The following is a 15937-nucleotide window of genomic DNA, read 5'->3' on the forward strand; positions in this document are numbered from 1 at the left end:
CCGAACTATAATATATAATCCAGCCTTTAAAGCTACTAATCAACCATTAAAAGAAGCCTAATTTATTCTTATCGTAAGAGATAAGCATGTTCTTTGTTTGTCTGTAATGACTCATCATCATTTGGTGATTTTCTCTACCGAATCCAGATTTTTTGTAGCCACCAAATGGTGCGTGTGCAGGATAAGCGTGATAACAATTTACCCAAACACGACCTGCTTTAATAGCTCGTGGTATTTGATATAATTGGTGCGCATCGCGTGTCCAAACGCCAGCTCCTAGACCATAAAGTGTATCGTTTGCTATTTCTAAAGCTTCAGCTTCATCCTTAAATTTTGTCACACAAACTACAGGTCCAAAAATTTCTTCTTGGAAAACTCTCATTTTATTATGACCTTCCAGAATTGTTGGTTTTATGTAGTAACCATTTGCCAAATCACCTTCTGTATTCGCTTCACCTCCACATAAAACTTTAGCACCTTCATCTTTTCCTATTTTAATATAGGATTGAATTTTTTCGTACTGATCGTTTGAAGCCTGAGCACCAACCATACAGTCTGTACTATATGGGCTTGTTTGCACTATTGCTTCAGTTCTAGCAATAACACGCTCCATGAATTTATCGTAGATATCTTCTTGAACCAAAATACGAGAAGGACATGTACAAACCTCACCTTGGTTAAACGCAAACAATACAGCACCTTCTATAGCTTTGTCTAAATACTCATCATCTGCATCCATAACCGAGTTAAAGAAAATGTTTGGAGATTTCCCGCCCAATTCCATTGTTACAGGATTTAGGTTTTTAGAGGCATATTGCATTATTAATTGCCCTGTTGTAGTTTCACCTGTAAAGGCTACTTTATCAATCTTTGAACTTGAGGCTAACGGCTTACCAGCTTCTGGCCCAAAACCATGAATTATGTTTATGACACCAGGAGGAAAAACATCTGCAATCTTCTCCATTAATAAAGTTGCTGAAGACGGTGTTTGCTCTGCTGGTTTTAACACTACACAGTTACCTGTTGCTAAAGCAGGAGGCAACTTCCACGATAACATTAATAATGGAAAGTTCCATGGGATAATTTGACCAACCACACCCAGTGGCTCTTTAATATTCATGGAAAGTGTATTAGCATCCAACTCTGTCGCACTACCCTCTTCTGCTCTAATACAAGCCGCAAAATAGCGCCAATGATCTACACATAAAGGAATATCTGCATTCAAAGTTTCTCTAATTGGCTTACCGTTGTCACAAGTTTCAACCAATGCAAACTCTTCTAAATTTTCTTCTATAATATCTGCTACTTTATTTAAAAGTGCTGCACGCTCAGTTACCGAAGTATTTCCCCAAGCTTCTTTTGCCGCATTAGCAGCCGCAACTGCATTTTCTACATCTTCCTTTTGAGAACGAGGATATTTTGCAATTAAACTCCCATCAATAGGAGACGTGTTTTCAAAATAATCTCCACCTACAGGTGGTACAAATTTTCCGTCTATAAAGTTGGAATATTTGTCTTTAAATTGTGGTTTTGAATAACTCATACCTTTAAATTGTTTATTTATTAATTTGTTATTATTTAGCCAAAAAACTGACTATTACTTAGTTTTGATAAAGTTATTTTATCAAATTCTAAAAAAATTGAACATAATTATTATATTTTTGAACATATCTATTATTAACGATAATTAAGACTTTTTAGAAATTAAATTTCGTATTATTGAATATGGCAACATTACTAAGTCATCACCGAAACAACCGAAAACTCACTACATTAGTAGAAAATAGAACTACTTACAATGCAGAATATGCCGAGTTGAATATCTACGAAACTCACGCTTATGCTGAAAAAGTGTCTTTAACTTTTGATTTTCCTATTATAGCAAGTATGCTTACAGGAAAGAAAATTATGCATATTGATGGTTTTGAAGCTTTTGATTTTTTCCCAGGAGAATCGGTAGTAATGCCAACTAATAAGGAAATGGTTATTGACTTTCCTTTAGCAACTGAAGACAAACCTACGCAATGCTTAGCTTTAGGTATTGATGCCAACAAAATTGAAGAAGTCGTAGAAAAGTTCAATCACAATGTTGCTATAGAAAATGAAAACAATAATTGGGATATTGATAATTCCGCTTCGCACCTTATTAATAATGTAGATGTTAATCATCTTATTGAACGATTAACTTACACCTTTACAAACAATAATAAATCTAAAGATGTATTATTAGATTTAATGATTCAGGAACTTATTGTAAGGTTACTTCAAACCAAAGCTAAGTCTTTAATCATTAATGACTCTAATAATATTTTTAATGACACCAGAATCGGAACGGTTATTAAGTTCATAAAAGACAATCTTACCAATAAAGATATTTCTGTCGATTTATTAGCCGAAAAAGCTCATATGAGCACCTCTCATTTTCACAAGCAGTTTAAAAACACACTAGGTATTTCTCCAATAGATTATATTAATTCCGAAAAGATTAAGTTTTCCAAAAAACTGATCAAAGAGGCTAAAGATTTAAGAATGTCTGAAGTCGCATTTAAATCTGGGTTTAATAACACGAGTTACTTTAACCGACAATTCAAAAAAATGGAATTGATGACTCCTGCACAGTTTAAGTCTTCGATTAGTAAGCCTTAATTTTTAATACTTTTAAAATACCTTTTAGCTTCAACTATAACCTTTGGCGCCAAAATAATAGTAGCCAACATTGTTGGTATTGCCATAAGCGCAAACACACCATCAATAAGATTAATCATCATACTTAAACTTGTAGTTGCTCCGAGGATAATGCTAAGAATGTAAAAATAATTATAGTAATGTTTGTTTTTTGATCCAAATAGAAAAGACATACATTTTGAACCATAATAAGAATAAGAGAATAAAGAACTCATACTAAAAATAGCTATACAAACTAAAAGTAAATATTTGCCATAAACAGGCATAACATTTGCAAAAGCAGAAGCTGTAAGACTTACTCCATTATTATCTGTAGTTTGCCAAACTCCTGTTACCAGTATAGCTAATGCTGTTAATGTACAAACTACTAAAGTATCTATTGCAGGTCCTAGCATAGCAACCAAACCTTCTCTAACAGGCTCATCTGTTTTTGCAGCTCCATGTGCCATTGGCGCAGTACCAATACCAGCTTCATTAGAAAAAGCACCTCGCTTTATACCATGAAGAATCAAAGCGCCTAAAGCACCTCCTAGAAATGGTTCTCCTTTAAAATTATTCGCAGCAAAAGCATCTGTAAAAATTAAGATTAAATAATCAAGAAGCACGTCGCTATGCGAAATCAAAATAACAACCACTAAAACAAAATACAACACGACCATACTCGGCACTAACTTAGAAGCTACAGAACCTATTCGCTTTATTCCTCCAAGAATAACCAATGAAGTGATAAATACCAAAACCAAACCTATTCCTATATTGGTATACAGATTAACTTCAACACCATTTGGAACTAATAAAATATCATTTATTGCCTGCTTTAATTGATTAACATTAAACACAGGAAGCGCACCAACCAATCCACAAATACTAAAAAACACTGCCAAAGGTTTCCATGATTTCCCTAAACCTTCGATAATAAAATACATCGGACCTCCTTGTATCTCACCTGCACTATCTTTTCCACGATATAAAATAGCTAAAGTTGATGTAAAAAACTTAGTACTCATACCAATAACCGCACTCACCCACATCCAAAATACTGCACCAGGACCACCAACAGAAATAGCCACAGCAACACCTGCTATATTCCCCATGCCAACGGTAGCAGATAATGCTGTAGTCAACGCTTGAAAATGCGATATCTGACCAGGATCGTTAGAATCATCATACTTGCCTCTAAGTACATTAATCGCATGCCCTAAATACCGAAAGGGCAAAAAATGTGAACGCACAATTAAATAAAGTCCACCTCCAATCAGTAAAATAAGTAATGGTAAACCCCAGGCTAAGGATGAGAATTCTGCAAGTATATTTTCTAATGCTTTCATAAATTTTATATCTCAAAAATATTGTTGGTAATTTCTTACTTTATTAACTTGTAAATCTTTAGTTTTCATTCTTTAAAACCTATATTGCCAATATTTTTTATCAAAAACTAACCAAACACAATACAACAACAAAGTTACAGCTATTAGCCATGAAATACACCTTAACTTTCTTTCTTATCATTTTTATCAATCTATTTTCTTTTTCCCAAATCAAATTTGAAAAAGGTTACTTTATAACAAACTCGGATGAAAAGGTAGAGTGCCTCATAAGAAATGTAGATTTAAAATTTAATCCAGACGGGTTTACCTATAAATTAACAGAAACCTCTGAAAATAAAAAAGAAACAATTAATTCTGTAAAAGAGTTTGGTGTATATGATAGATTTAAATACAGCAGACATACCGTTGATATAGATTATTCTAGCTCTAGAAACGAAGATTTAAACAGAAATTACCTACCTGATTTTAAAGAAGAGACTCTGTTTTTACAAGTACTCATAGAAGGCAAAGCCAATTTATATTCTTATATCAATGCTGAAGTTAGTCGCTATTTTTTTAGTACCGAAGACAAAAATGTTGAGCAACTTGTTTACAAAGAATTTCTAAATGAATCTGATAAAATCACAAAAAACAACCAATACAAACAACAATTGATAAACAATCTTCAATGCTCATCAATTGGTATGGGCACTATTAAGAATTTACATTACAGAAAAAGCGATTTGGTTAAGTTTTTTGAGAAATACAATAAATGCAATAACGAAACATTTACAAACTTTGAAAATAAAGAGAAAAAAGATCTCTTTAATCTAAACGCCAGACTAGGTGTCAATCAAACATCTCTTTCAATCAACGGTTACTCAATCACATCGTATATTGATTTTGGTGAACAAACTACCTTTAGATTAGGTGTTGAAGCCGAAATGATAATGCCTTTCCACAAAAATAAATGGGCTATTATTATAGAACCGACTTATCATTACTTTAAAACAGACACAGATGTTACTGCTTATTTTGTAACACAAAAGGTAGAAGTAGATTATACTTCTATTGAGTTACCTATTGGTATAAGACATTACTTTTTCCTTAATAAGAACTCTAAGATATTTATAAATGCTTCTTTGGTTGTAGACTTATTTAGTGATGGTTCGGTTATTGAATATGAAAACAGGTCTAACTTAGATATTAAATCCTCTAGTAATCTTGGATTTGGCATAGGCTATAAATTGCTTGATAAATTTAGTATTGAGTGCAGATTACACACAAGAAGAAACGTGTTGACCTATTATAATGATTGGACTTCAGACTACAACTCTATGTCTTTAATTTTGGGTTATACGTTATTTTAAAATATGACAAAGGTAGACTAAAATACTTAAGTCTTTGATCTTTAGCATTAAAAAACTAAATTAGTTATGTCAATTGGTATAGTTTATTGAAACGGAACTATATCTTAACAATATACACATCTCTCAAAAACTTTCAACTTTTATATTTCCGAGTAAATAGTACATTTGTATACCAACTAACTAAAACTTGAGTGCAAATCGTTTATATTTTATTGATGCTGTAAGAGCATTTGCCATCCTTATGATGCTGCAAGGGCATTTTATTGATACGTTGATAGATGTTTCGTATAGAGATCCTAACCATATAGCTTACAGTACTTGGGAATATTTTAGAGGTATTACAGCACCCACGTTTTTTACTATTTCGGGTTTAATATTTTCCTATCTCTTAATTAAGGCTAAACATAAAGGCACAGAGAAAATCCGTATGCGAAAAGGCTTGTTACGCGGTCTTATGCTTATTGCTATAGGTTACTCACTTAGAATTCCTCTTTTTGAGTGGTTAACTGGTGTCTTTAGACCTTATTTTTTAGTAGTTGATGTATTACAATGCATTGGTTTATCTCTAATAATGGTCGTATTAGTTTATAAAGCTACTTTTAAAAAGACACTAATTTTTTCAATATTAATGTTGCTTTTTGGAGTTGCCATCTTCATTACAGAACCTTTATATCGGTTTTTAGAATTGCCTAATGTACCTCTGGTATTTTCCAACTATTTATCTAAAGCCAATGGTTCTATTTTTAATATTATTCCTTGGTTTGGTTATGTAGCTTTTGGTGCGTTTATAGCCACTTTATTTTACAAATATTTAGAGCGTCCAAAATTTAAGCTTGCTATTGTTTCAGGCTTTTTTGTAGTTGGGATTATCCTTATAATGCTATCATCTGATATACTAACAAGCTTATCTTATATTACAGATTTTAAATTATTACTAGATGCTGCAAACTACAATTACCTCTTTACCAGACTTGGAAACGTTTTAGTCATATTTGCTATTTTCTATCTGTTCGAAAACTATATTAAGCAACCGGTTATTTTAAAGATTGGACAAAAAACCTTATCCATCTATGTCATTCATTTTATAATTATTTATGGAAGTTATACAGGTTTAGGACTCAATCGATTTATAGGAAGAACACTTGTACCATGGCAAGCGATAATTGGCGCAATTCTATTTTTATTAACAGTTTGTTTTATTGCCTTTTATTATGTGAAGACCAATGAATTTATCTATTCAAAAATTACAAAGTTGATTGATAAAGTAAAGCGTTATACTAATTAATTACTTCTAAAATTGTAGTTTTATAACTATAAATTAAATCACTTTCAGAATGAAATATTTTAGATTATTACTTACAATTACGTTAATACTCTTTTTATCCTGTGATAGAATTTCTAATAAAGCTAAAGAAGGCATAAATCGAGGTGGCGAAGTTGTCGGCGAATCTGCTACGGAATTTTTTGATGGAGTTTCTGATGGTGTAGACAAAACCTTAGATTGCGAAATTATTTTCTCTGAAGAACTATTAAACAAAGGCTTAAAGAAAGGTGTTTATGACATAGAAAGTCAACCTGTAGGTAATAACAACAAGCTTATATTATACATTATTTTTGAAAAGGATTTTAGCAAAGAACTTATAGCTAAGGCTTACAACAAAAAGAACCAAGAGATAGGAAGAACGAAAGTAATGGTTGAAGGTAAAGCTGGTGATGCTATTTATTTTGATTTCTTATTTGATAAACGCACCGATATAGGCTATAGAAATAAAATTGTTATAGAATAAAAAAGGCTTCCTAATTAAAGGAAGCCCTCTTCTTCATAGCAATTTAAATTTAAAAACTCAATCATTATTATTAATTGCTAGACAAGTACACCGACGAAGCCGATGCCAGCGCGCTATTAAAGCTTGGAGTTAAATTTCCTCCAGAGCCTATATCATTAAAGGCTAATATTCTTCCGCCTCCGTTACCAGCTTCAGCAATATATACTGTTTCTGTATCAGCATCATAAGCTACGTCTACTGGGTTACCTAACATTGTAGCGCTACCAGCAACTCTAATCTGGCTAGACATTGCTAATGTTGCACCATTAGCTGTAGAGTTAAGTTTGTTAGTAAAGTTTTCAATCACGTGAAAACCTCCATCATCTTGTCCGTTAGACGCTAAAGCAATATCAGTCATCACCAATACATCAGAACCAGCATCGTAAGTAATACCATGTGTTCTAACAATACCTTCTATAGCAATTCTTTTAGAAGCACTAAGTGTAGTTGTTGATGTATTAGATAGAAAATTGGTAAACACAGCTAACTCATTTGTTGCATCTACCACAGCATATAAATCATTACCGTTAAAGGTAATTCCCCAAAGTTTAAAATTTGTTGTAATAACGTTTCTTAAAGTAAAGTTTCCACCACTCATGTTGTAGATATACAACCTACCGTCAGGAGTATTAGTATCGCCATCTACATCTGCATTGTCTGCCACAACGAAAAGATTTCCATTTACAGCAACTTCTCTTGGACTCATCATATCACTTGTACCAGTGATACCTACACTAATTGAAGAACCATCTAAAATATCATCAATATTCATAAAACCTTCTAAATTGTTTCCAGATCTTGAGGCTTGAAAAACAGATTCAGAACTACTGTTATAATAAACACCATCAGCTGCAGTTGATGCAGTAAGCAAAGTTCTTGAGGAACCATTCATTCCAGAAGAAAAGTCATAAACAGTAATATTACCATTAGAATTATTTGAGGCAAAAAGTTCTACACTTGTATTATTCATACCACCATCATTACTATCGTCATCACTACAAGATGTTACAAATAATGATAATGCCATTACCATAGTTAAGGTTAAGTTCAGTTTTCGATTTCTCATTACATTTTGATTTTTCATGATTTTAAGTTTTTTGTTTGTACTTTACCTACGCAATTATGAATAAGTGGGTTTTAAAAAATCGACTCTTATTTCACAATAAATTGATAATGAGTGATTTAATATTTAAATTTTATGATTCTTTTAACAATTTAGATGCTAAAAAAATGGTGTCATACTATCATGACGATATCATTTTTCAAGATCCTGCTTTTGGTATTTTAAAAGGTGAACGCGCCAAGGCTATGTGGCTTATGTTGTGCGAATCTCAAAAAGGAAAAGATTTTACAGTAACTTTTTCTGATATAAAAACAGATGCTAATAAAGGTTCTGCACACTGGGAAGCTATGTATACTTTTAGCAAAACAGGAAGAAAAGTTCATAATAAAATTGATGCCGAATTTGAATTTAAAGATGGACTTATTATTAAGCATACAGACAACTTTGATCTGCACAAATGGGCAAAGCAAGCTATGGGATTCAAAGGCTTATTACTTGGAGGGACTAAATTTTTCAGAACTAAATTGCAATCTCAAACCAACTATCTTCTCGATAAGTATATGGCAGAAAAAAAGCTACCAAAATAAATTTGATAGCTTTTTGAGGCAATGTTTCTTTTTAGGGACTATATAGAGTTTACTTTATGTTTCATTGCATAATATAATATTCAAATCTCATGCCAAAGTCTCAGCTATAAGCTTTTACCTTTCCTTCTACACCTTCAAAAAATGACTTCATAAATTTAAAGTCGGCTTCCATATTATCTGTTGGATAAAATGGTTCAGAGACTTTATTATGTTTGTTTTTAAAATCTAGCGTAAACATAATGATAGGAACGTTTGCTGTTTTAGCAATGTAGTAAAAGCCAGTTCTCCATGTTTCAACTTTTTTCCGTGTACCTTCAGGTGCCAATGCTAACCTAAATTCTTCTTCATTTTCAAAAAGTTTTGCAATGGATTCTACTTTATTCTGTCCCGAAGTTCTATCCAAAGCTCTACCGCCTACGGCTCTAAAATAATAACCAAACGGCCACCTGAACAATTCTTTTTTAGCTACAAAATTCACCTTAATATTTACAGCTTTTCTGAGCAGAACGCCAATATAGAAATCATGCCAACTCGTGTGAGGAACAGCTATAATAACAACTTTCTTAAGCGCATCTTTTGAAAAGTTTGTATTTCCTACAATTTTCCAACCCAAAAGCTTAAAATAGATGAATTTGGCTAACCAATGCATCTTACATTTTTTTGTAAAGCTCCATTAATTTTTCTGGTGTAGCTATTTTTTTCCAATTTTTACCAATAGCGTTTTCCCAAAGTGGCTCTAAGCTTAAAGCTACTTCAATCATAATATTTAACTGATGTTCATCTAAATCTGCACAAATTCCTTGTGGTAATTCTATGTTGAATTTAGACTTCATTTCTTTAAATAATTTCACATCTTCAGGATAAAATTCCTCTAGATGATCAAAAACAATACAGTTACCAATACCATGTTTTACACCCAACAAATATCCCAACCCATAGCTCATAGCATGTGCTACTCCTACTTGAGAATAGGCAATGCTCATACCACCATGCCAGGATGCCATCATTAATTTATCTTGAGACTCTTCCTCGCTTAATTTATCTTCAACAAAAATCTCCCTACAAAGTTCATAGGCTTTTTCACCATAACTCTGACTAAAAGCGTTTAAATATGTTCCGTTTAAGGACTCAACACAGTGAACAAAACAGTCCATGCCTGTATAAAACCACTGGTCTTTAGGAACTCCTTTAGTAAGCTCTGGATCTAAAATTACCTGATCGAATGGTGTGTAATCACTATTAATACCCAGTTTACGTTCTGGACCCGTGAGTATTGTTGTTCGAGATACTTCAGCTCCTGTTCCAGATATTGTAGGGATACCAACATGATATACCGCAGGATGTTTAATTAAATCCCAACCTTGGTAATCTTTTGACTCCCCTTTGTTGGTTAGCATTAATGAAACTGCTTTTGCAATATCCATTACAATACCACCACCAATACCAATAATTCCAGAAGGCAATTCACTATATTCTAAAATAATATCTTCTACCAGTTGATCTATCTGAGATGTTTTAGGTTCATCTTCAGTAGGTATATAAACAATTTTATCTTTATAAGACAGTGTTATCCTAGACGTTAACCAATGATTGCCTTTAAAGACATCATCTACATAAAATATAAATGGAGCCTGTCTGTTTTTACGCTTTGGCGCAAGAATCTCATCAAGTTGATTGAAACTTCCACGTCCAAAGACAATTCTGGACACCATTGGATAATTTTTGTATGTCATTTACTTTTTAATATCTTTTTCAAAAATAAGAACTTAGTTCTATTTAGTCGGTTTGAAATATTTTAAAATTTCTGTTAAACTTTTTATAGTGTTATACTCCACACCATCAGTTTCGTTTTTTGTAACTTCTTCATGAAGCCAAGTGGTATGAAAAGGTATATGAATAGCTTCTGCACCAATATTTACAAGTGGCAAAATATCTGACTTTAATGAGTTACCAACCATTAAAAATTCTGATGGATTAATATCTAAATGCTTCAAAAGCTTCTCGTAATTAGATTCTTGCTTCTCACTTAAAACTTCAATATGATGAAAATATTGGAGCAAACCTGATTTTTCTAGCTTACGTTCCTGATCTAAAAGATCTCCTTTTGTTGCTACAATAAGCTTATAATCTTTGGAAAGTGATTTTAATACGTCTTCTACTCCATCTAACAACTCAATAGGTTTGTTTATCATATCCTTACCTATTTGAAGTATTTTTGAAATAATTTCGTTTGAAACTTGCCCATTAGATAGTTCAATAGCCAATTCTATCATAGAAAGCACAAACCCTTTAACTCCATAACCATAAATTGGTAAATTTTTTATTTCCAACCTAAATAGTTCTTGGTCTATTTTATTAGGGGTTTCATAATGGGATAATAATTGGCCTACTTTTTCTTCTGCTTCACGAAAATAAGTCTCATTGACCCAAAGTGTATCGTCAGCATCAAAGCCAATTACTTTTATGTTACTGTAATCTATTTCCACAAACGCTTGGCTTTTTCTAAATCTTCTGGTGTATCAATTTCCACACCTTGTACTTCAGTTTCTACCATTTTTATACGTTTACCATATTCTAGATAACGAATACATTCTATCTTTTCGGTAGCTTCTATAAATTGCATCGGCAATACCGTAAAATCTAACAACGCTTGTTTTCTGAATGCATAAATACCTTTATGTTTAAAATAACGTGCACCTACATTTTTATCTCGTGGAAAAGGAATTGGACTGCGTGAAAAGTAAAGTGCAAAATTATTTTGGTCTACAATAACCTTAACTGTATTTGGATTATTAATTTCATCCCAGTCAGTTATTTCAACCATAAGTGAAGCTAAATCTATTTCCTTTTCTGCATCTCCTTTAAAAACTTCTAGAACTTTAAAAAGGCTTTCTCTTTCTGTGAAGGGCTCGTCTCCCTGAACATTTACCACAATATCGCAATCTACATTGGCTACGGCTTCAGCAATTCTATCACTTCCAGACTCATGTTCTTTTTGGCTCATAATGGCTTTGCCTCCATTATTTACAATTTCATTATAAATAATTTCGCTATCGGTAACCACATAGACTTCGCTAAAAAGTTCTGTAGCCACAGTAGCTTCATAAGTTCTTAAAATCACCGATTTTCCTGCTAAATTTTGCATTAATTTACCTGGAAAACGTGACGCACTATACCGTGCAGGAATCATGGAAATAATCTTCATATTTCGACTTTATCTGAATTCAAAAATACTGTTTTAGGATGATTTTGTCTTGTTATGTTTTAACTTTTTATAAAGTTTATATGCATATGGCTCATGAAAGCCTTATGCTATTTAGCTTATCAGTTCAAATGGTTTTCGGTAAACATATCGTCTTTAAAACCAATTAAATATAGTTTTTCTTTGGCTCTTGTTACAGCAGTGTATAACCAACGGATATAATCTTTATCCATACCATCTGGTAAATAAGGTTGCTCTACAAAAATGGTATTCCATTGTCCACCTTGAGATTTGTGGCATGTTATAGCATAAGAAAACTTCACTTGTAATGCATTGAAGTATTTATTGTTTTTTACACCTAAAAACTTTTTATAATTTGAGGTTTCATTCTCATAATCCTTCATTACTTCCTGATATAATCTATTGGAATCTTCGTAACTTAAAGATGCACTTTCAACATCTATAGTATCTAAAAGTAAAACGGTTTCAAAAGGTCGCATTCTAGGGTAATCTACCATTCTAATTTTTACTTCGGCAAATCTAAACCCGTATAATTCTTTGATACTGAATATTTCTAATACTTCAATAATATCTCCATTAGCGATAAAACCAGCTTCGGTTGTTGGTTTTATCCAGAAATAATTATTCTTAACCACCATAAGGTAATCTCCGGCTGACAATTCATTTTCGTTGAATAAAATACGTTCCCTTATTTGCTTATTATATAGGTTTGCCCTTTTATTACTCCTAACAATTATAGCCGTTTCTTCGTAACCTTCACTGCTGTAGGCATCATTAATAGCATCCATTATTTCATGCCCATCAATCAACCTTACTATATCTTTAAATGGACCTACATTAAATTTGAAACTTTCATAAAAATCAAATTCTAATACAGATCTTAATTCCGTTGCATTTTCTAATATACCAGAGTCTTGTTCTTGTCTTACAACCTCATCAAGCTCAATTCCTATAACTTCTTTGTTATAGTGTAAGCTTAAAACATTAGGATCTAACGCAGGACTTAAATCTGATTTTACTGGAGGCAACTGAGCAACATCACCTATAAGTAAAAGTTTACATTGATGACCAGAGTACACATATTGCATTAAATCATCTAAAAGCGAACCATTTTCATAAAACTTGGAATCTGATGGCGCATCAGGAATCATAGAAGATTCATCTACAATAAAAATTGTATTTCTATGCTTATTGGGTTGCATTACAAATTTTACACCGCCTCCTTTTTCTTTTTTAGGAAAATATATTTTTTTATGAATGGTAAAAGCTTCTTTTTGGGAATAATTAGAGATCACCTTAGCCGCTCTACCTGTTGGAGCCAACAAAACAGCATTTTTTTTTGCTTGCCATAAATTAGCAACAATAGTACCTATAATACTAGTTTTTCCTGTACCTGCATATCCTTTTAAGAGGTAAATAGCATTCTTATCATTACTAAAAATGAATTGAGATAATTGCATAAGTACCTGATCTTGTTTAGATGTGGGTACAAATGGAAATTTTGATTTTAAAAGTGAGTAAAATGCTGATGCATTAGAAATCATAGAGTAATAAATATGAAGCAAGATAGCATTATTATATATTTTCCAAAATCATAAGTTATTGACAATTTATTTTTGAATGATTTTTATTTAGATAGTTTTTACGAACAAAAAAAAATTGTAGATTTGCGATAAGACCTAATTAATAAAAAAGAAAATGTTAAACGTAATTATTGCAGTTGTAGTTATTATACTATTAACCATTGGTATTGTTTGGTTAATTGACAAATTTGTTCCTAAAAAATTAAAACCAGTCATTAACCTTTTGCTTTGGGCATTAATTATATTCTTAGGCTATTTAACCTTCATGTCCGTTTATGAAGAGATTCAATTCAACCAATTAAAGAAAAAACGTTTTGCAGTAGCTATCGATCGATTAATAGATATTAGAGACTCTCAATTAGTCTATAAAGAAGTTAATGGTGAATACACTGATAGTTTTGATAACTTAATAAAGTTTATTGATACTGCTAAAGTGCCAATTACACAAAGACGTGACACATTAGTATTAGATGAAGAAGCTACACGTCGTTTTCAAGGTGTTGAAACTTTTAAAACAATTACTTTAATAGATACCTTAAGTTACTTCTCTGTAAAAGATTCTCTTTTTAAAGGTAGTGACCGTTACAAAAAGATGATGAACGTTGGTGTTGGTGAAGAAGGAGCTAAGTTTACATTAAAAGCAGGTAAACTAGATGAATTCCCTGTATTTGAAGCTAGTGTAGAAAAGTCTGTTATCTTAAACGACCAGGAGCCTTACTTAGTAGAAAAAGAAAAGCAAGTAGTTTCTGTTGATGGTGTTAACGGACCAACGCTTAAAGTAGGTTCTATGGAAGAAGTATTCACAAAAGGAAACTGGCCAAAGAGCTACACAAACAAAGAGTAAATTTGAAACCAAAAGATATTAAAGAACTGTCCATTCAAATACATTTGAATGGGCTTTCTTTTTGTATACTAAACCAAACTACAAATACTGTAGAATATCTCAATACTATTGAGTTTGAGCAAAAATCTACACCTTACAATACTTTAAATCATTTAAAAGCTGAATTAAGCAGCAACACCGTATTTTCCGAAGATTTTAATTCTGTTTCTGTGATACACCAAAACGAATTATCATCACTAGTTCCTAAGGAAATTTATAACGAAAATAATAAAGCAGATTATCTAAAGTTTAACGCTAAAATTCTTAAAACAGATTTTATCACCGAAGATGATATTGCCGTAAATGATAGTATTAATGTTTACATACCTTATGTAAACATCAACAATTACATTTTTGAAACCTTTGGCGAATTTATTTACAAGCATTCAGCTAGTGTATTAATCAATTCTGTTTTACAGAAGAACGACGTTACAGAAACACCTATTGTTTATATCAATTGTAACAAAACTACATTAGAATTGCTTGTTGTTACTTACAACAAACTGCAGTTATTCAATGTATTTGAATATCACAGCAAAGAAGATTTTATCTACTATATCTTATTTGTTTTTGAACAATTAAAACTTGATGTAGAAACCTCACCCATAAAACTTAGTGGGTTAATTGATGAACATGATGAGTTATACAACATACTTTACACTTATGTAAGACATGTTGAGTTTAACACCACAAAATATAATTTTAAATTTTCAAACAGTATTGATGATACCAAAATTCATCATCACTATTTAATTCTAAATTCGTTTTGATTCGAATAATTTCAGGACAATACAAAGGAAGGCGAATTACCGCACCAAAGAAGTTACCTATTAGGCCAACAACAGATATGGCAAAAGAGGCACTTTTCAATATTTTGAATAATCATTATTATTTTGATGATATCTCTGTTTTAGATTTATTCTCTGGAACCGGAAACATTAGTTATGAGTTTGCTTCTAGAGGTACCACTGCAATCACTGCTGTAGACGACAATTTTGGATGTATTAAGTTTATAAATGAAACTGCTAAAGCTTTTGAAATGCCCATCAATACTATAAAAAGTGATGTCTTTAAATTCTTGGTGAATTCAAAACAACAGCACACCATCATTTTTGCAGATCCTCCTTATGAGTTTGAATTAGAGGCTTTTTCTAAAATCCCTGAATTGGTTTTTGAAAATAATCTTTTAGAAGAAGATGGTCTTCTAATTGTTGAACATTCTAAACACACCGATTTAAGTCAGTTAAATCATTACAGCCATTCTAAAAGTTATGGTGGTAATGTGTTTAGCTTTTTTAGCTAAAAAGATATCTTTTTTACTCTTCAATTCAAACCAAAGCATACTACTCTAAAACACTTCAATTTGTAGTATAAATCCTAAAATTATTTTTTTATTAAATTAGCTGTATA

At 31.9% G+C, this 15937-nt stretch carries 16 protein-coding genes; 8 read left to right on the forward strand and 8 right to left on the reverse strand.

Going from position 1 to position 15937, the window contains the following annotated elements:
- Positions 1-46: 46 nt before the first annotated feature.
- On the reverse strand, positions 47-1543 hold the full coding sequence (locus QGM60_RS07720; protein WP_281139665.1) for an aldehyde dehydrogenase family protein: 1497 nt from the start codon (positions 1541-1543) through the stop codon (positions 47-49).
- Positions 1544-1725: 182 nt separating this feature from the next.
- Here QGM60_RS07720 and QGM60_RS07725 point away from each other — a divergent pair, with 182 nt between their 5' ends.
- On the forward strand, positions 1726-2646 hold the full coding sequence (locus QGM60_RS07725) for an AraC family transcriptional regulator (RefSeq protein WP_281139666.1): 921 nt from the start codon (positions 1726-1728) through the stop codon (positions 2644-2646).
- Here the strand turns inward: QGM60_RS07725 and QGM60_RS07730 are convergent.
- Entirely contained in the window at positions 2643-4013 is a 1371-nt protein-coding gene (locus tag QGM60_RS07730; RefSeq protein ID WP_281139667.1) for an alanine/glycine:cation symporter family protein, read from the reverse strand. The genes QGM60_RS07725 and QGM60_RS07730 overlap by 4 nt on opposite strands.
- Before the next feature lie 149 nt (positions 4014-4162).
- On the opposite strand from QGM60_RS07730, the gene QGM60_RS07735 reads away from it, so the two are divergent.
- The 3 genes from QGM60_RS07735 (at position 4163) to QGM60_RS07745 (ending at position 7149) form a co-directional block, all read left to right on the forward strand.
- Positions 4163-5362, forward strand: a complete 1200-nt coding sequence (locus tag QGM60_RS07735) for a tRNA modification GTPase (RefSeq protein ID WP_281139668.1) — start codon at positions 4163-4165, stop codon at positions 5360-5362.
- A gap of 187 nt (positions 5363-5549) precedes the next feature.
- Positions 5550-6647: a heparan-alpha-glucosaminide N-acetyltransferase domain-containing protein gene (locus tag QGM60_RS07740; RefSeq protein ID WP_281139669.1), complete on the forward strand. Its 1098-nt coding sequence runs from the start codon at positions 5550-5552 to the stop codon at positions 6645-6647.
- 49 nt (positions 6648-6696) lie between these two features.
- Positions 6697-7149: a hypothetical protein gene (locus QGM60_RS07745; protein WP_281139670.1), complete on the forward strand. Its 453-nt coding sequence runs from the start codon at positions 6697-6699 to the stop codon at positions 7147-7149.
- A 70-nt stretch (positions 7150-7219) separates the two neighbouring features.
- Here QGM60_RS07745 and QGM60_RS07750 read toward each other — a convergent pair whose 3' ends face one another.
- Complete coding sequence (locus QGM60_RS07750) at positions 7220-8272, reverse strand: hypothetical protein (protein WP_281139671.1); 1053 nt, start codon at positions 8270-8272, stop codon at positions 7220-7222.
- Positions 8273-8361: 89 nt separating this feature from the next.
- Between QGM60_RS07750 and QGM60_RS07755 the strand changes: the two genes are divergently transcribed.
- Positions 8362-8838 (forward strand): nuclear transport factor 2 family protein, encoded by a 477-nt coding sequence (locus tag QGM60_RS07755; RefSeq protein WP_281139672.1) that lies wholly within the window; start codon positions 8362-8364, stop codon positions 8836-8838.
- A 100-nt stretch (positions 8839-8938) separates the two neighbouring features.
- Here the strand turns inward: QGM60_RS07755 and QGM60_RS07760 are convergent, their stop codons facing one another.
- The 5 genes from QGM60_RS07760 to QGM60_RS07780 all read right to left on the reverse strand — a co-directional run bounded on the left by QGM60_RS07760 (position 8939) and on the right by QGM60_RS07780 (position 13605).
- Positions 8939-9487 (reverse strand): 1-acyl-sn-glycerol-3-phosphate acyltransferase, encoded by a 549-nt coding sequence (locus QGM60_RS07760; protein ID WP_281139673.1) that lies wholly within the window; start codon positions 9485-9487, stop codon positions 8939-8941.
- Position 9488: 1 nt separating this feature from the next.
- A complete protein-coding gene (locus QGM60_RS07765) occupies positions 9489-10571 on the reverse strand; it encodes an iron-containing alcohol dehydrogenase family protein (protein WP_281139674.1) in 1083 nt (360 codons plus the stop codon).
- Between the two features lie 39 nt (positions 10572-10610).
- Positions 10611-11324 carry an HAD family hydrolase gene (locus QGM60_RS07770; protein ID WP_281139675.1) on the reverse strand — a complete coding sequence of 238 codons (714 nt, stop codon included), beginning with the start codon at positions 11322-11324 and terminating at the stop codon, positions 10611-10613.
- Positions 11315-12028 carry a 3-deoxy-manno-octulosonate cytidylyltransferase gene (gene kdsB, locus QGM60_RS07775; protein ID WP_281139857.1) on the reverse strand — a complete coding sequence of 238 codons (714 nt, stop codon included), beginning with the start codon at positions 12026-12028 and terminating at the stop codon, positions 11315-11317. The genes QGM60_RS07770 and kdsB overlap by 10 nt, the downstream gene beginning before the upstream one ends.
- Positions 12029-12162: 134 nt before the next feature.
- Positions 12163-13605 (reverse strand): ATP-binding domain-containing protein, encoded by a 1443-nt coding sequence (locus tag QGM60_RS07780; protein ID WP_281139676.1) that lies wholly within the window; start codon positions 13603-13605, stop codon positions 12163-12165.
- Between the two features lie 154 nt (positions 13606-13759).
- Between QGM60_RS07780 and QGM60_RS07785 the strand changes: the two genes are divergently transcribed.
- The 3 genes from QGM60_RS07785 to rsmD are packed head-to-tail and all read left to right on the forward strand — an operon-like array spanning position 13760 to position 15830.
- Complete coding sequence (locus QGM60_RS07785; protein WP_281139677.1) at positions 13760-14488, forward strand: hypothetical protein; 729 nt, start codon at positions 13760-13762, stop codon at positions 14486-14488.
- 2 nt (positions 14489-14490) lie between these two features.
- Positions 14491-15297: a DUF3822 family protein gene (locus tag QGM60_RS07790; RefSeq protein WP_281139678.1), complete on the forward strand. Its 807-nt coding sequence runs from the start codon at positions 14491-14493 to the stop codon at positions 15295-15297.
- A complete protein-coding gene (rsmD, locus tag QGM60_RS07795; RefSeq protein ID WP_281139858.1) occupies positions 15297-15830 on the forward strand; it encodes a 16S rRNA (guanine(966)-N(2))-methyltransferase RsmD in 534 nt (177 codons plus the stop codon). The genes QGM60_RS07790 and rsmD overlap by 1 nt, the downstream gene beginning before the upstream one ends.
- The last annotated feature ends 107 nt before the right edge of the window (positions 15831-15937 follow it).

This window comes from Winogradskyella sp. SYSU M77433, from assembly GCF_029911945.1.
Lineage (GTDB): Bacteria > Bacteroidota > Bacteroidia > Flavobacteriales > Flavobacteriaceae > Winogradskyella.